Raw genomic sequence first — 15,239 nt, 5'->3', positions numbered from 1 at the left:
ATTTTAAAGTTCGCTTCATGGGACAAACAAGGCGCAGCGTGGGGCGCCGGGTGCCGGCGGCGGGGCCTTTTTTGAGAGCCGGTCAGCGGCGGGGCGGATCAGGTTTTGCGTTCGAATCGCACCTTTCCAGATGGCGCAGCGCCGATGCGTGCAGCCGGTACATGGTTTTGCGGTCCGGCCGGCGGCCCGGGTAGAGCTGAGCTGTGACCTCGGGCCAGGTCATGCGCCGGCCCAGCCGGAAATCCGTGTACCGCAGCCGCAGCACCTCCCGCTCCAAAGGGTCCTGCACAGAGGCGATGGCCTTGTCCACCGCGCGCAAAAACCGCCGGTTGGCCAGCCAGTCCCGGTCCTTGGCGAGCGGGGCAGCGCCCTCTTCGCCAGCCCGCTCGGCAATGCTGCGGTTTGCCCGCCAGAACCGCTCGTACTGCTCCAGGTCTTTTCGGTCCATTTACACTCCTCCTTTGTTCATGCAGCAAGCCAGCACGCACACCTGCGCGCCGTCCCGCCGCCAGGGACAATGGGTCCGCGGACACCGGCGGGCAAACTCCTTGTCGGTTGGCGGCGTGCACCGGCGCAAAATGCGCACCAGCCGGCGCTTTCGGTCAATGTCTTTCCTCAGTTCCATGTTCGTCTCCTTTCTCTGGCAGCCGGAACACCGGCGCACGGCGCAAGCGCAGCGTACTGCGCACCTGCTGGGCCGCTTTCCACACGTCGGCCACGGTGGGCGGATAGGGGTTTTGGCGCAAAAGCACTTCCAGCGCCCGGCCCGCGTCCGCGTAGCTCAAAGGCGCAAGGCTTTTGGCCCACAGCTCTGTGGCCGCCCGCAGGGTGCCCGGGTCCGCGTCCTTGTAAAAACTGGGATACGCCGCCCGGATCACCGCCATGAATCGTTTTACTTCCTGGCGCGTCATAAATCTTCCTGCAAAAAGGGATTGTCCCCAGGCGCTGTTCGACGCTCCCACGTGCGCAGCGCCGCTTTCCAGTCCCGCATGGGATTGGACCCCACCCGCCAGCCGTTGGCTGTGTAAAAGTCTACAAAGCGCTGGGCGTCCACCGTGCTGTTTCGCCCGTGACAATACGCCTGTACCTGGCACAGACTGGGGGGACAAAACCCTTCTTCCTCCTTTTCCTTTGTCTTTGTCTTTTCCTTTTCCTTCTCCTTGGGGGGCGATGGGCACCGTTCGCTTTTGCCGCCCAGCGCCCCGTTGCGCCGGTTCTTTTCGCATTTTTCCCGGTAGGCCCGGGCGTCCCGGTCGATTTGCTGGCGCATGGTGGGAAACAAAAACCGCTCGTTGCCAGAAAGCTTTGGCTCGTTGCCTGTGGCGCTGTACGAAAGCAGCGCCGCAAACAGCCGCCCCGCTCTTCGTCCGTCAGCGGCTCCATGGCTGCAAGATAACTGTGATAGGCGTGAAAATATTCCCTGGCCATGCCGCTTGTCCCCTTCACGCCAGCACCGAGGGGCAGTGCTCGCAGGCGATGGGCCGGCCCACGCCGTCCATAAAATACCGGTCCCCTGTGTACACCGGCGCCCCGCAGGCCGGACACACAAGCAGCGCCCGCGCCTCGGCGTATACGTCAAAGGCCGGCCGCCTTCCGCTTATCCTCTCCATCGCCGCACCCCCTCAAAGTCCCGTTTTTGGGACATATGTTCTGGTATCCTATAAGCAGGGTTCCAAGTTTGTTGCTTCAAGCTACTCTCTCCCTTCTTTTTGTTGCGCTATGCAACTCTCTGGTACCAGAATACCCCTTTGCGCCCCGTCTGTCAATAGCATTTTGCAACTTTTTTCTAAAATTTGTTGCATTGCGCTACAAGTTGTGATACAATGCAATCAAAATCTTCGAAAAGGAGAGAACACAATGAATCCGCAAGAAATTGGAAAACGAATTGGGCAGGCGCGCAAAGAGGCGGGCATGACGTTGCAGCAGGTGGCACAGGCCACAGGGCTTGCACGCAGCACCATTCAAAGGTACGAGCAGGGGGTGATCGCCAACGTGAAGATGCCGGTGGTGCAGGCCATTGGGCGGGCGCTGGAAGTAAACCCGGACTGGCTGACGGGGGCCAGTGAGAGCAAGGTGCCGGAGCTGGGGTTTGACGATTTCACATACGCACTGCACCGGGAGACGCGGGAATTGACCCAGGAGAACCGGGACAAATTACTGGAGATGGCGCGGATTTTCCGGGCGGCGCAAAAGGCGGAGAAAAAAGACTGAAGGAGGCAGAAAAGGTTGCTTTCAAAGATGTACCGGGACATACGGCGTCGGCGTATCCGGTTGTTTTGCCACTCCATCGGGTTCACGGACGCAGCCACACTGGAGATGGGGGGCGAGTACGCGATCTTTCTGGATTTTTCAAAATTGGGTAGCGTGGACCAGTACCAGGAGGCTTTGGGCCACGAGATCGGGCACTGTGCCACAGGGTGCACGCACTCGGTGGCGAGCCCCTGGGACCTGGTGGAAAAGCACGAGTACAAGGCAGACCGGTGGGCGTTTGAGCACTATCTGCCGGCAAACGAACTGCAAAGCGCCATCGACGCAGGGCTGACCGAGCCCTGGCAACTGGCGGAGTGGTACGGATTTCCCGAGAGCTATGTGCGCAAGGCGCTGGAGTACTGGACAAAGCGCCGGGGCGTGCGCTTTCGCACAAACGAATAAAAAGCCGGTCAAGCAATGCTTGACCGGCTTTTATTTACGTTGCGGCGTGTTTTGGCCAATCGCCGGGGGCGCAGCCGTAGTATTTGCGGAACACCTGATAAAAGTAGCCGTAGTCCTGATAGCCCACCATGCCGGCCACTTCGTAGACTTTGTTGCGCGGGTCGGCCAGCAGATGGCAGGCCCGGTCCAGCTTGACCATGGTCACGTACCTTACGAAGCTGACGCCGGTCTCCTTTTTGAACAGCGTGGACAGATAGGAGCTTGTGATGAGCAGGGTCTGGGCGGTGGTGTGCAGGGTGATCTCAACGTCTATGTGGCTGTGGATGTAGTCCAAGGCGGCCAGCGTCAGGCCGGAGCACTGCGCCCGGCGGCCGCGCACCTGGGCCAGGGTGCTCTCGACGGGGTTTTCGGGCTGCGCGGCGTTTGTTTTGCCCTCGGCGGCGGCGATGGCCTCGGCCACCACTTTTTCCAGTTCCCGGTTGGACACGGGTTTGGGGATGTAGTCGAACACCCGCAGCCGCACGGCCTGGCGGGCGTACTCGGAGCAGCCGTACCCGGTGAGCACGATGAACTGGGTGTGCGGCAGAAAGGCGTCCACGGCTTTTTTCATCTCGAGGCCCGTGAGCCCGGGCATCATGATGTCCGTGACCACGATGTGAGGCCGGTGGGTCAGCAAAAGCCGGCAGCCGTCGGCGCCGTTGCCGCAGGTGAAGCACACCTGACAGGACAGGCCCTGCCAGTCCACGGTCTCGGCAATGGAGCGCACCACCGCGGGGTTGTCGTCCAGAATGGCCACTTTGTACATTGCTCTCTCTCCTTTCAGATGGGCAAACGCGCTTTGACGCAAGTTCCGCAGCCGGGCTTTGACACGATTTCCAGACCGTACTCTTCGCCGTACAACAGCCGGATGCGCTGGTGCACGCTGCAAAGCCCGAAGTGGCGGTTTGTTCCCGGGCTGTCCAAAAGCCGGGTGAGCGTGGCCGGGTCCATGCCAACGCCGTCGTCCTCGACCACCACCAGAAGATGGTCCTCCCACAGCCGGGCCTCTAAGTGCAGATGTCCGTGCCCCACCTTGGGCCCCAGACCGTGCAGAATGGCGTTTTCCACGATGGGCTGCAAGAAAAAGGTGGGCACCGGGGTCTCGTCCAAATCCCGGTCCCAGTTTTCTGTCAAAGTGAACCGGCCGGGATACATGTCCTCGTACACGGCCACGTAGGTCTCGATGTACTCGATTTCTTCACTGAGCGGGCACTGGGCCGTGGTGCGCTCGAGATTGCTGCGGGACAGCTTTGCCAATTTGCGCGTACACGCGCCGATTTGCTCGTCCCCGTGCATTTTGGCCAGCGCGTTGATGGTCTCCAGCGTGTTGAACAGAAAATGGGGGTTCATTTGGGACTGCAGCACGTGGTACTGGGACATGAGCCGCTGGTACTTGGCCTTTTCGATGAGGGCGGCGTCCTCTTCCACCTTCTGCACCAGATCCTGAATGCGGCCGGCCATCTGGTCGATGGCCAGGGCGATGCGGCCGATCTCGTCCTTGTCCCGGGGCGAAAGGCGGGTGTCCAGTTTTCCCTCGGACAGAGCCTGCACGCCCTGCATGACCTTTCGCACGTTGCGGTCAAGTCTGGAAAGCAAAAGCGCCGTCAACAGCGTGACCAGCGCCAGCGTTGCAAGGCACAAACCCGCCGTGGCAAGCGCCAAGTCGCGGATGGCCCGCTCGGCCCCGGACAAATCGTTCAGTTGCACCAGCCGCAGACCGCTGGCGGGCAGCGTGCTTTGGGTGCACAGATACCGCACGCCGCTTTCGTCCACATACTCTTTTTCGGCTTCGAGCGCCGCGGCCGGGTCGGCATCGGCGCCGAGGGTGTGGTACATGGCGTCGCCGCTTGAATCGCACAAAATCAAAGACAACTCCTGCGGCAGGCCCAGCCGGTCGGCCACGTCCGCAAACACCTGAGGCGCCAGCCCCACGGCCACAGTGCCCACCCACTGCATGGTGTCGAGATTGTAAACAAGCCGGCTGACGGCCACGGTGCCGTCGTCCAGCACGTCCCAGTGCAGCGTGCCGCCCATTTCGCGGCACACCGGCTCTATGCGCGCCAGGTACTTTGCGGGCTCGGCGGGCAAGGACGCCGTGAGCCGGCAGTCCGTGTAAAGCTGGCCGGCGGCGTCTCTGGTACACACCCAACTGACGCCGGACACCGTGTACAATATCTCGCTCTGGGCGCGATGGATGTCCTGATTGCGGCGGAATTCGCTGTAATCGTCGCCGCCGGACGGCCGCAAGGCCGCGCCCAGAAGGTTGCCCAGATGGTAGGTGCTGAACACCCGGCCGGACACGCCCGCCAGCTCCACGTTCAGATTGATGGCCACCTGCTGCACCAGTTGCTGGCTCAAATCGTCGCTGCGCCGGCGCACGATGGCCGTGCCGTACACAAAAAAGGCCCCGCTGCACGCGGTCACCAACAGGCAGATGACGCCGTACAGCGCCAGGAGCTTGTGCATTAGCTTTAAATCGAAAAATTTTTGCCACAGCCCCTTCATGCCGCATCCCCTCCAAATCTATTGTAAAGGATAACAGTATTTCTCCCCTTTTTCAAAGGTTTTTGGTAAAACCGCCCGAAAATTGAAAAAAAACGAATAAAATAGAATTTTTTTCCTATGGCAAAGGCAGGCAGGGGGCTCTATGATAAAAACCAAGGAAGCAAAAACCCACACACAAAGGAGGAGAACATGAAAAAGAGCTTACGAAAAGCGGCGGCCGCGGTGCTGGCGGCGGTCCTGAGCACGAGTTTGCTGGCGGGATGCCAGAGCGGTGAGAGCGCGTCGTCGGGCGCGTCGGGAACTTCGCAGGACGGCGATGTGGTGACCATCGATTTGGTGCACTACATGGGCGAGGCGTCCAAGCGGGAGGCGCTGGACGAGATCATCGCAGCCTTTGAGGCAAAGAATCCAAACATCCGTGTGAACGCGGAAGCGGTGCCCACGGATTCGTATTTGACCATGTACAAGACCCGCATCAACGCCAACGACGCGCCGGACATTTTCTTCGGGGCGCCCCGTGACATGGTGGAGTTCATTGAGGGCGGTCATTTCATGGACCTGTCAGACGCGGAGTTTTTGGATAAAATCGTAGACCAAGTGCGCGAGGAAGCCAGTTGGAATGGCGGCGTGTACGGCGTGCCCATGGACGTGCAGGTGAAGGGCGTGTTCTACAACAAGACCATGTTCGAAGAGGCGGGGCTGGAAGTGCCGTCTACCTGGAGCGAGTTTCAGGCGGTGTGCGAGGCCTTTTTGGCCGAGGGACAAAACCCGCTGATGCACGGCTACAACTTCACGTACGCCTGCTATCAGGAAGTGGACGCGGGCCTTGTGCCGATGGCGGCGGCCATGGGCGGAGGAGATTTGTTCCAGGCTTCTCAAGAGGGCACCGCACAGCTCAGCGACAGCGAGCTTGCGAAAAACGCCTTTGAAAAGTTTGCCTACATCAGCTCCATGCGGGACGACGGAGACCTTGGCACAGACCAGGCCACGGCCATTGAGCGGTTTGCGGCGGGCGAGCGGCCCATGTACGTGAACGGCGGTTGGATTTTGGGCGACGTTTTGGCGGCCGAGCCCGAGGACGAGTACGGCGTGTTCCCCTACCCGTGGTCTGAGAACGCCGAAGAAAACCGGCTGTGCTGTGCGCTGGACGACGCGTTCATCGTCAGCTCCACCACGCCTCACAAGGACGAAGTGTTCGCGTTCTTGTCCTTCCTTGTGGACACAGAGGCCGCGGAGATTTGGATGAGCCACACCAACATTCTGTCCAGTTGCAAAGCGGCGGACACTTCGAGCCAGAGCGAGTACGTGCAGTTTGTGAAAGAGTGCGTGGACAGCGGACTGGCGGCGGCCAAGGCCGACGTGCCCGACTACACGGCCGAGTACATTGACGCATACAACACCACGCTGCAGAGCTTTGTTGTGGACAACAAGGGCGATGTAGACGGACTTTTGGCAAGTCTTGACCAAGAGATGGCCCGCATTCGCGGATAGGAGGAAGTCATGAACAAGAGCCTGAAAAGGCGGGTCGTAGACCTGACGTTTCTGGCCCCGGTGCTCATTTTATTCACGCTGTTTGTGGTGGTGCCCTTTTTACAGGGCATCCCCATTTCCCTGACCGAGTGGGACGGCATGAGCCAGGTCAGCACCCCGGTGGGGCTTGAAAACTACAAGGCGGTGTTTTCGGACCCGCACATGGGCAACGCCGTGAAGAACACGGCCATCTTCACGGTGCTGACCGTGGTGTTTTCCAATGTGTTCGGGCTGGCGGCGGCGCTGGCGGTGCGGCGCACCTGCCGGTCCAGCAACGTGATGCGCACCGTGATTTTTATGCCCTTTTGTCTGAGCATGCTGCTGCAATCGTACATTTGGAAATACGTGTACAGCGACGTGTTTTACGATTTGTTGCACCTGCCCAATCCTTTGACTTCGCCCACGTTCGTGATGGTGGGCATCTCCATCATCTGCATCTGGGCGGACACAGGCTACTGCATGATCGTGTTTTTGGCGGCGCTGCAGGGCATTCCGCAGGACTATTACGAGGCCGCGAACATCGAGGGATGCAGCCGCTGGAAACAGTTTACGCGCATCACGCTGCCTTTGCTGGGCCCGGCGGTCACGTCCAACGTGATCATTTATCTTGGCTGGGGCATGAAGGTGTACGACTATCCCATGGCGGCCACCGGCGGCGGCCCGGGCCGGGCCAGTGAGACCGTGGCCGTGCTCATTTACAAAAATCTGTTCGGGTATTTCAAGGCCGGCTACGGCCAGGCGGTGGCGGTGCTGTTCACGGCGGCCATCTTCCTGATCACGGCGGCGGCGGCCCGGGTGCTGCGTTCGCGGGAGGTGGAGCTGTGATTTTGTCAAAACGTGCAAAGAACACGGCGGCGCTGGTGCTGAAGGCTTTGTGCACGCTTTTGTACATTTCGCCGTTTTACATTGTGCTGGTGTACGCGGTCAAGTCCAAAAAAGAGCTTGCTTTGGACCGGCTGGCCTTTCCCACATCCATTCACTGGCAAAACTTCACCGACGGCATCGAGCAGTCTCATTTTTTCCGGGCGCTGGGCAACAGCCTTGTGACCACGGTGGTGTGCGTATTGGTGCTGACGCTGGTGTGCAGCATGTCGGCGTACATTTTGGCCCGGCGCCACAGCCGGTTCTACACGGCCATGTACTATCTGATGCTGGCGGCCACGCTGGTGCCGTTCCAGGCCATCATGACGCCCCTTTATAAAAATTTGAAATGGATGGGCCTCATCGACACGCTGTCCGGGTTCTCGCTTGTAAAAATCAGCTTTGAAGTGGCGTTCACAACGCTGGTCATCACGGGCTTTGTGAAGAACATCCCCTACGAATTGGAAGAGGCCGCCATGATCGACGGCACCGGCGCCTACGGCACGTTTTTCCGCATCGTTCTGCCGCTGATGAAACCCATTTTGTGCACGTCGGCGGTGCTGAACGTGTTGAGCGTTTGGAACGATTTCCAAATCTCGGTGGTGTTGCTTCAGGCCGAGGAGGTGCGCACGCTCTCGCTGACCCAGTACTACTTTTTCGGCAAAAACTCGGTGGCGCTGGGCATGGCCTTTGCGGTGTTCCTTCTGTCCATGATCCCGGTTTTGACGGTTTATTTCACGCTGCAAAAATACATTGTCAGCGGCATTACGGCAGGGGCGGGGAAAGGATGAACAAAACGTTTCACATTCCCGGCATTCCCCCCTTGGACGAGGCGGGCCGCCGGCAGCTTTTGGAGTTGTTTTCGGCGCATGTGTACGGCCGCACGCCAAATTTATCGGCGAAACTCTCGCACGCGGTGTGCACGCACACGGACCCTGTGTGCCGGGGCGGCAAAAACGTGCGGCGGGATTACACGCTGTACTTTACGGGCACAAAGCCCCTGCCGCCCTTGCGCGTGCGGGTGTGGACGCCGGACGAGGGCGGGCCTTTTCCCACGGTGATGATGCTGGACCCGTTTGAAGAGGCGCTGCACAAGGACTGCCCGCCGGAGTATCTGTACGGCTTTTTCCCCATGGACGTGCTGACGGATGTGGGCCTTTGCGCGGTGCAGGTGCTGTGCGGCGACGTGTGCGCCGACGACAAGACCCGCTGGCAGCGGGGCGTTTTGGGCGAGGGCGAGCGCGCACCCGACGGCTGGGGCGCGCTGGGCGCCTGGGCCTGGGCGGGCAGCCGCGCGCTGGACTTTCTGTTGGCCGAGGGGCTGACAGACCCGGACCGGGCGGCCGTGGTGGGCTGTTCCCGGGCGGGTAAAACGGCGCTGTGGTGCGCGGCGCAGGACACACGGTTTTCCATGGTGTACTCCAATGTGTCGGGCCTTGGGGGCGCGGCGCTGACCCGCGGCAAGCGGGGCGAGCACATCGCGGACATCACAAAGAACTTCCCGTTCTGGTTCTGCCCGCGGTACGCAGGCTACAAGGACGCCGAGGACGCGCTGCCTGTGGACCAGCACCAGCTTTTGGCCTTGATCGCGCCGCGGGCGCTGTACGTTTCCAGCGCGGCGGAGGATTTGTGGGCGGACCCGGAGGCCGAGTACCGGGCGCTGCGCCTTGCGTCGGCGGCCTGGCCGGGGGTGACGCTGCCCGAGCGGGCCGTGGTGGACACGCCCATTTTGTGCGGGCCCGTGGGCTACCATGTGCGCGGGGGCTTCCACGATTTGATTTGCACGGACTGGATGCTGTTCTGCGAATTTTGCAAAACCCAGTGGTCTTTGTGATAAAAAAGCGGAGGGACCTTTTGCAAGAAAGGTTCCTCCGTTTTTCTCTCAAAACATCCGGGGGCAAATTCCGCCTTTTGGCTTTGGCGGAATTTGCCCGTATTCTTTTCCATTGGCACGAAAAGAGCGGTGCGTTTCGCTCTAACGGCCCGATGCACCGAGAGAAAGACGGCGTTCTGTTTATCAGAACGCCGTCTTGTGCTGTGCAGCCATTTGGCCGCTCTTTTTTAAAAACTTCTTATTTGTCGCGCATCTCCAGCTCGGCGCGGATCTCGGCATACTTTTTGTGAGTCAGCGGATACAGCAGCATGGGGATGCAGGCCAGCATGCCCAAAACGCCGGGCACGAAGGACTCGATGTAGAAAAACGCCTTGAGGGTCTCGGGGGCCTGCTGGGTGTTGGGCACATAGCCCAAAAAGGCGATGAGTGCCAGCACGCTGGAGTTGGCAATGGCCACGGCCAGCTTGGAGATGAAGGTCTGGGTGGATGTGATGAACCCTTCGTTGCGCTGACCGATTTTCCAGTCGGCGTACTCGATGGTGTCGGCGGTCATGGTGGATACTAAGACCATTCCGGCGCCCACATAGAACATGAACACCAGGTTGTTGACCATGAGCGCCACGAAATTGTTTTCGAAGAAGGACAGGCCGATGGAATCCAGCAAGAACAAAACGCTGATGCCGATGCCCACATATTTTGCCTCAAACTTTTTGATGAGGGCCGGCGCCACTGCGGAGCCCAGCAGCATGCCGGGGATGCCGGCCAGACCCACCACGGACACCAGCATGGTGTTGCCCAAATTGTAAGTGGCGTAGTACATATTCATGCTGGATTTTCCCACGGTGACCATTTGCAAAATGAAGCCGAAGGCCATGACCATCAAAAGCGGTTTGTTGGCGATGACCGCCTTCATGGTCTTTTTGAACTCGAAGGACTCCTTGGGGGCGATGTGGCGCTCGTGGACCTGGCGCGTATTTAAGAAGTAGATGGCGCACGAGACAAGGCCGAACACGATGGCCGTGAGGAAGTAGCCCTGTTTCATATCGCCTTTTCCGAACATGGTCACGCAGGGAACGATGAGGATGCCGGCCACCGAGGTGGTCACGCCGGTGCACAGACGCGCCACGCCGAACATGGACGAGCGCTTGTTGGAGTCGTTTGTCATGACCGCCGGCAAGCTGAAGAAGGAGACGTCCACCAGCGTGTAGATCATGTCAAACAGAAGGTATGTGATGAGCACGTAGGCGTACATGGCAACGCCCGACAGGCCCGGCACGGTGAAGTTGAGCACCAGCACCACCGCCAGCGGGATGGGCGCAAAGAGCATGGCGTTTTTAAAGCGTCCGAAAGGGGTATGGGTGCGTTCGATGAGCAATCCGGTGATGGGGTCGTTCACGCCGTCCCAGATGCGGGCGACTAAGAACATCACGGAAATGAAGGCCGGAGCCAGCATAAAAACGTCGGTGTAGAAGAACATCATCTGGTTGTTCCACAACTGGAACACAATGGACTGGGCCACGCCCAGCATGCCGAAACAAAAGATTTCTTTTTTGGTCACATCGGCCGCAATGGTTTTGACTTTTCCGCTCATGTAAATCCTCCTCACAGTTGTTCGCAAATGCAATGGAGCATATCTCCAAAAATCAAATCTCTGTGGCAGTAATTGGCCACGCGAATCAGGTGCCGAGACGGCTGAGTGAGTGCCCAGTACAGATCCTTTTGCAAAACCGGGGCGGGCACCAGCGTGGACGGGACCCAGTTTGGATTTTTTAAGAACGCGATGGTGGAAACATCCCAGATGACCCGTGACCAGGCCACGTACTGGCTTTGGAACTGGTTCAAATAGGCCTCGTCCTGGTCCTCCCGATGCATCAGGTAGCTGCGCCGGAACATGGACGCAGCCAGGATGGCGCCCTGCGGGTGCTGGAACGAATGCAGCACTTCCGTGCCCAAATAGGTGGCCAGCTCGCCTTTTCCCATCAGGCGCGCCTCCACTTCGTCCTTGGAAAGGGACAAAAGCGAGGCCACATTCATGCAGGGGATGTAGAAAAGCGGCACGCCGGAATCGAACAAAACCTGCGCCGCGGCCACGTCCTGCATGAGATTGAACTCCATGCCGTGGTCAAAGTACAGCGGCTGACCGCCCAGCCAGACCACCACGATTTTTTCCACCAGCGCAGGCTCCAACAGGATGGCGGAGGCGATGTTGGTAATGGCGCCCATGGCGGCCACATACAACGGTTCCGGGCTGCTCATTGCGCGCCGGATGAGGTCCTGGACCGCGGGGCTGTCCACGGGCGCGCCCTTGTCCACAAGGTACTCGCCGGCGCCGCGAAAGACTTTTCCTGCAGGGTCCATGCCCATCATTTGGTAAAGTTTGACGATTTCCTCGTAACTTTGCTCCATGCCTGCGGCGGGGTCCTCGGCATAGGTGATGCCGGGCGCATGCTCGAGGCTTTTGCCCCCAAAAAGCGACCGCAGACAGTCATGGGAAAACGGAGCCGCATAGACGGCCTCCACACAAAACCGGTCCGGCGAGCGAAGCGCCCAGGCGATGGCAAATCGGTCGTCGATCTCGTTTTTTGCGTCCGTGTCCAGCACCAGCCGGATGCGCCCGCTTGGGACGCTGAGCCTGCGCCTGCGCTCGTCTGGGTCAAGCGTTGGATACTTCATAGTGCACACTCCCTTGTTCTGCGTGTTGTTCCAGGCGCTCGACTTGCTGTGCGGTGGGAATGGAGATCGACGCGCCCTTTTTCGAAACCGAAAGCGCAGCCGCGGCCGAGGCCGTGCGCAGCGCCTGTGGGATTTGTCCATGCCGGAAATAACCGGACAAAAAGTACCCGGTAAACGTATCGCCGGCGGCGGTGGTGTCCTTTACGGGGACCGAGAACGCCGCCGTCTTGAAGCGTCTGCCGTCCGGCGCCTGGCACACAGCGCCCTGTCCGCCCAACGTGAGCACGATCATCTGGCCGGGGTACCGCTGCTTTAAAACGGAAAGCGCCTTGTCCATGTCTTGTTCACCGGCCAGGGCAGCGGCCTCCACCTCATTCAAAAACAGGATGTCCGCGCTGGCAAAGAGCTCCGGGTCCAGCTTTGGGTCCACGGGAGAGGGATTCCAGGCGATGACCATTTGTTTTTGCCGGGCAAGTTTTATGATGGCCGGAAGGTTTGCGATTTCGTTTTGCACCACCAGCAGATCGCCTTGTCCGAAGGCGTCGAGCACCCGGCGGATGTACGCCTCGGGGATGTCTGCGTTGGCCCCTTTCTCCACGATGATGCAGTTTTCTCCGTTTTGGTTGACCTGGATCACCGCGTGCCCGCAGGGCAGCGCGGAGCGGTTCAGCCATTCGGTGTGGATGCCCATTTCGCCCATGGCCTTTAAAAAGAGCTCTCCGTCCGGGCCGATGGAGCCGGCAAACCAGACTTCTTCGCCTGCCCGGGCCATGGCCGTGGCCAAATTGAACCCTTTTCCGCCGCAGATGCACTCGTAGCCATGCGCCGCAACGGTCTGACCCGGCTGTACAAATTGTTCCAGCGAATACACCCGGTCCACATTCAGCGAGCCGAACACCAGTTTTTTCATCAATGGCAGCGCCTCCTTGATAAACACGTTTACTAAAATGTTTTATTGATTATAAAACATCGATTCTCTGGCAATTTGTCAATAGTTGCTTTGATATTGATTTTTTTTGTATAAACAGTAAAATATACCCAAACGTTTTTGAGTGATTTTACCATAATCGAGGGAGCCGTTCATGACCATTCGGGACATTGCAAAGATTGCGGGGGTATCTCCAGCCACGGTATCGTGCATATTGAATCACAAAGACCAAAACATCTCACAGGAGACGCGCACGCGTGTTCTCGAGATCATTGAGCGCACAGGATATGTTCCGTATGCGAAGGTGCGCGAGAAGCTGGCGCACAGCCGGGACACGGTCGGTCTGGTGCTGCCGAATCTGGATTCGGCGTATCACACGGCCTTTGTGCAGGAAATGCAGCGGCTGGCCATGGAGCAACAGTACACCGTAGCGGTATCTTTTTCAGAAAACGACGAAGCGCGCGAGCGCCAGGCACTGCGCCAGTTTCAGGCAGCGCAACTGGCGGGCGTGGTGTTGTTTCCGTGCAGCGAAAGCAATCTTGCGGCCTTTGAAAAGACGTTTGAAAACACCTGTGCACTGGTCATGGAGAACGCGGGCCGCTCGGTAAACGTGCCGCAGGTGTACATAGATTTTTACGACACAGCGCAAAAATGTACCCAGTTGCTGCTGGAAGAAAAGCACCAGCGCATCGGACTTTTGTGCACCGATGCCGAGGGGGCCATTGGCGCGGGCAAGATTTTGGCGGGCTATCGGGACGCTTTGCAGGCGCAGGAGCTGGCCTTTGTGCCGGACCTTGTTTTTAAGGACCCAGCGAACCTGAACGGTGTTTTTGAAACGCTGCACGCGCTGCACGCGGATGCTCTGATTTGTCAAACACCGAGTTTGGCGGAAAAGGTATTTTGTCATGCCGCGCACTCGGGCATTTTTATTCCGGACGATTTGTCGGTGGTGTGCCTGCAAGATTTTCCGGGCGCACAAACGCTTGTTCCGTCGCTGACGGCTTTTCGCACCGATGTGCGCATGCTGGCGCAAAAGGTCTGGGAAATTCTGTGTGCGCACCAGGCCGGGCAGAAGATGTCCGGGCGCACGTTCCCGTTTTCGTCCTCGTGCGTGAAACGGGCCAGCACCCGAAACCGCGGCAGCCAGGCGCACAAGGTGCTTGTAGCGGGCAGCATCAATATGGATACAACGCTTTCGGTGTCCCGGTTCCCCCGGGACGGGGAAACGCTTTTGGCCTCTCAACTGAACATCTGGCCCGGCGGCAAGGGGGCCAACCAGGCCATTTGCGTCAGCCGTTTCGGCGCACAGGCGTACATTTTGGGCGCCTTGGGCAGCGACGCCAACGGCAAGCAGCTCTATGCGCAGCTCAAGGACGCCAACGTCCACACCGACGGCATTGCGTTTATTGACCAGCAGCCCACGGGAACGGCGTACATCAATGTGCTTCCCAACGGAAAAAACACCATCGTCGTACACCCGGGCGCCAACGGCGCCTTGGAAAAAGCCCATGTGCGCGACAACCTGACGCTTTTTCAGGGCGTGCAGTACTGCTTGGTCCAGTTGGAGATCCCCTTGGCGGTCGTCACGGAGATCGCCCAGATCTGCCGGCGCAAAAACATCCCTCTGATTTTAAAACCTTCTCCGGTCCGGCGGTTGCCGGAAAGCCTTTTGGAAAATTTGTTTTTGCTGATTCCCAATCAGGAGGAGCTGCATCTAATGTGCCCGGAGGAAACGGACTGTGTCCGGCAGGCCCAGTTCTTTTTGCAAAAGGGCGTGCAGAACGTGATCGTCACATTGGGCGAACAGGGCTGCATTTGGGTAAACCATCAGCAGCATGTGCATTTTCCGGCCCGGAATTTCCCGTGTGTGGATTCCACGGGCGCCAGCGATATTTTCATTGGCTGTCTGACCGCCATGCTCACCGACGGAAAGGACATGAAAACCGCCATTGAGATCGCCACTGTGGCCGCCTCGTTCAGCGTCTCGCGCAAAGGCGTGCAGAACGCCATTCTGGAGCGCAAATTGCTGGAGGATTTGTATCAGGAGAACATTTCCATCACCGCTCATCCGGGCACGGAACCGCTTGCCTATCCGGAATCTTAAAAAGCATTTGGCAACCATCTGCTCAAATTTTGAACGGTGCGGCGCCGGGCGCACACCGTCCCGGCCTAAGCAAAGCGCAGCACCCTTTGGATGGGTGCTGCACGAGATACGAG

General features: G+C 59.0%; 17 protein-coding genes. 7 read left to right on the top strand and 10 right to left on the bottom strand.

Translation table 11 applies throughout. The features are described from left to right. Positions 1–82: 82 nt before the first annotated feature. Genes AB5H98_RS04140 through AB5H98_RS04120 form a run of 5 tightly spaced genes read right to left on the bottom strand, consistent with a single transcriptional unit; the run spans position 83 to position 1,610 of the window. On the bottom strand, positions 83–448 hold the full coding sequence (locus AB5H98_RS04140) for a hypothetical protein (protein ID WP_367924650.1): 366 nt from the start codon (positions 446–448) through the stop codon (positions 83–85). After that, positions 449–625, bottom strand: a complete 177-nt coding sequence (locus tag AB5H98_RS04135; RefSeq protein ID WP_367924649.1) for a hypothetical protein — start codon at positions 623–625, stop codon at positions 449–451. Continuing rightward, the gene (locus tag AB5H98_RS04130; RefSeq protein WP_367924648.1) at positions 603–911 is read right to left on the bottom strand and encodes a replicative helicase loader/inhibitor; all 309 of its coding nucleotides are present in this window, start codon (positions 909–911) and stop codon (positions 603–605) included. Before AB5H98_RS04130 ends, AB5H98_RS04135 begins: the two co-directional genes overlap by 23 nt. Continuing rightward, entirely contained in the window at positions 908–1,417 is a 510-nt protein-coding gene (locus AB5H98_RS04125; RefSeq protein ID WP_367924669.1) for a DUF6291 domain-containing protein, read from the bottom strand. Before AB5H98_RS04125 ends, AB5H98_RS04130 begins: the two co-directional genes overlap by 4 nt. A gap of 25 nt (positions 1,418–1,442) precedes the next feature. Further along, complete coding sequence (locus AB5H98_RS04120) at positions 1,443–1,610, bottom strand: hypothetical protein (protein WP_367924670.1); 168 nt, start codon at positions 1,608–1,610, stop codon at positions 1,443–1,445. A gap of 247 nt (positions 1,611–1,857) precedes the next feature. Between AB5H98_RS04120 and AB5H98_RS04115 the strand changes: the two genes are divergently transcribed. Both AB5H98_RS04115 and AB5H98_RS04110 read left to right on the top strand, forming a co-directional pair. Then, complete coding sequence (locus AB5H98_RS04115; protein ID WP_367924647.1) at positions 1,858–2,211, top strand: helix-turn-helix domain-containing protein; 354 nt, start codon at positions 1,858–1,860, stop codon at positions 2,209–2,211. A 15-nt stretch (positions 2,212–2,226) separates the two neighbouring features. Next, positions 2,227–2,652: an ImmA/IrrE family metallo-endopeptidase gene (locus tag AB5H98_RS04110; RefSeq protein ID WP_367924646.1), complete on the top strand. Its 426-nt coding sequence runs from the start codon at positions 2,227–2,229 to the stop codon at positions 2,650–2,652. A 34-nt stretch (positions 2,653–2,686) separates the two neighbouring features. Here AB5H98_RS04110 and AB5H98_RS04105 read toward each other — a convergent pair whose 3' ends face one another. After that, a complete protein-coding gene (locus AB5H98_RS04105; RefSeq protein ID WP_367924645.1) occupies positions 2,687–3,457 on the bottom strand; it encodes a helix-turn-helix domain-containing protein in 771 nt (256 codons plus the stop codon). A gap of 14 nt (positions 3,458–3,471) precedes the next feature. After that, positions 3,472–4,683, bottom strand: coding sequence for a sensor histidine kinase (locus tag AB5H98_RS04100; RefSeq protein ID WP_367924644.1), 1,212 nt, complete (start codon positions 4,681–4,683; stop codon positions 3,472–3,474). Positions 4,684–4,962: 279 nt separating this feature from the next. Here AB5H98_RS04100 and AB5H98_RS04095 point away from each other — a divergent pair, with 279 nt between their 5' ends. From AB5H98_RS04095 to AB5H98_RS04080, 4 genes are all read left to right on the top strand, one after another. Continuing rightward, on the top strand, positions 4,963–5,160 hold the full coding sequence (locus AB5H98_RS04095; RefSeq protein WP_367924643.1) for a hypothetical protein: 198 nt from the start codon (positions 4,963–4,965) through the stop codon (positions 5,158–5,160). Positions 5,161–5,385: 225 nt separating this feature from the next. Continuing rightward, positions 5,386–6,687 (top strand): ABC transporter substrate-binding protein, encoded by a 1,302-nt coding sequence (locus AB5H98_RS04090; RefSeq protein ID WP_367924642.1) that lies wholly within the window; start codon positions 5,386–5,388, stop codon positions 6,685–6,687. 9 nt (positions 6,688–6,696) lie between these two features. Beyond that, positions 6,697–7,551, top strand: a complete 855-nt coding sequence (locus tag AB5H98_RS04085) for a carbohydrate ABC transporter permease (protein ID WP_367924641.1) — start codon at positions 6,697–6,699, stop codon at positions 7,549–7,551. Then, a complete protein-coding gene (locus AB5H98_RS04080) occupies positions 7,548–8,378 on the top strand; it encodes a carbohydrate ABC transporter permease (RefSeq protein ID WP_367924640.1) in 831 nt (276 codons plus the stop codon). The genes AB5H98_RS04085 and AB5H98_RS04080 overlap by 4 nt, the downstream gene beginning before the upstream one ends. Positions 8,379–9,659: 1,281 nt before the next feature. Here AB5H98_RS04080 and AB5H98_RS04075 read toward each other — a convergent pair. From AB5H98_RS04075 to AB5H98_RS04065, 3 genes are read right to left on the bottom strand one after another with little or no spacing between them, the layout of a single operon-like run. Continuing rightward, the gene (locus tag AB5H98_RS04075; protein WP_367924639.1) at positions 9,660–11,039 is read right to left on the bottom strand and encodes an MFS transporter; all 1,380 of its coding nucleotides are present in this window, start codon (positions 11,037–11,039) and stop codon (positions 9,660–9,662) included. After that, complete coding sequence (locus AB5H98_RS04070) at positions 11,024–12,094, bottom strand: nucleoside hydrolase (protein ID WP_367924638.1); 1,071 nt, start codon at positions 12,092–12,094, stop codon at positions 11,024–11,026. The genes AB5H98_RS04075 and AB5H98_RS04070 overlap by 16 nt, the downstream gene beginning before the upstream one ends. After that, on the bottom strand, positions 12,075–13,004 hold the full coding sequence (locus tag AB5H98_RS04065; protein WP_367924668.1) for a ribokinase: 930 nt from the start codon (positions 13,002–13,004) through the stop codon (positions 12,075–12,077). Before AB5H98_RS04065 ends, AB5H98_RS04070 begins: the two co-directional genes overlap by 20 nt. Positions 13,005–13,176: 172 nt before the next feature. Between AB5H98_RS04065 and AB5H98_RS04060 the strand changes: the two genes are divergently transcribed. Further along, entirely contained in the window at positions 13,177–15,126 is a 1,950-nt protein-coding gene (locus tag AB5H98_RS04060) for a PfkB family carbohydrate kinase (RefSeq protein ID WP_367924637.1), read from the top strand. Positions 15,127–15,239 lie beyond the last annotated feature (113 nt).

Origin of the sequence: uncultured Ruthenibacterium sp. (assembly GCF_963558415.1) — a bacterium.
GTDB lineage: Bacteria > Bacillota > Clostridia > Oscillospirales > Ruminococcaceae > Ruthenibacterium.
This window is presented reverse-complemented; position numbering and strand designations above follow the sequence as displayed.

What these genes read in the sequence shown, in the direction of transcription:
- AB5H98_RS04140 (WP_367924650.1), bottom strand. Translation starts at nt 448, where the DNA reads ATGGACCGAAAAGACCTGGAGCAGTACGAGCGGTTCTGGCGGGCAAAC.
- AB5H98_RS04135 (WP_367924649.1), bottom strand. Translation starts at nt 625, where the DNA reads ATGGAACTGAGGAAAGACATTGACCGAAAGCGCCGGCTGGTGCGCATT.
- AB5H98_RS04130 (WP_367924648.1), bottom strand. Translation starts at nt 911, where the DNA reads ATGACGCGCCAGGAAGTAAAACGATTCATGGCGGTGATCCGGGCGGCG.
- AB5H98_RS04120 (WP_367924670.1), bottom strand. Translation starts at nt 1,610, where the DNA reads ATGGAGAGGATAAGCGGAAGGCGGCCGGCCTTTGACGTATACGCCGAG.
- AB5H98_RS04115 (WP_367924647.1), top strand. Translation starts at nt 1,858, where the DNA reads ATGAATCCGCAAGAAATTGGAAAACGAATTGGGCAGGCGCGCAAAGAG.
- AB5H98_RS04105 (WP_367924645.1), bottom strand. Translation starts at nt 3,457, where the DNA reads ATGTACAAAGTGGCCATTCTGGACGACAACCCCGCGGTGGTGCGCTCC.
- AB5H98_RS04095 (WP_367924643.1), top strand. Translation starts at nt 4,963, where the DNA reads ATGGTAGGTGCTGAACACCCGGCCGGACACGCCCGCCAGCTCCACGTT.
- AB5H98_RS04090 (WP_367924642.1), top strand. Translation starts at nt 5,386, where the DNA reads ATGAAAAAGAGCTTACGAAAAGCGGCGGCCGCGGTGCTGGCGGCGGTC.
- AB5H98_RS04085 (WP_367924641.1), top strand. Translation starts at nt 6,697, where the DNA reads ATGAACAAGAGCCTGAAAAGGCGGGTCGTAGACCTGACGTTTCTGGCC.
- AB5H98_RS04070 (WP_367924638.1), bottom strand. Translation starts at nt 12,094, where the DNA reads ATGAAGTATCCAACGCTTGACCCAGACGAGCGCAGGCGCAGGCTCAGC.
- AB5H98_RS04065 (WP_367924668.1), bottom strand. Translation starts at nt 13,004, where the DNA reads ATGAAAAAACTGGTGTTCGGCTCGCTGAATGTGGACCGGGTGTATTCG.
- AB5H98_RS04060 (WP_367924637.1), top strand. Translation starts at nt 13,177, where the DNA reads ATGACCATTCGGGACATTGCAAAGATTGCGGGGGTATCTCCAGCCACG.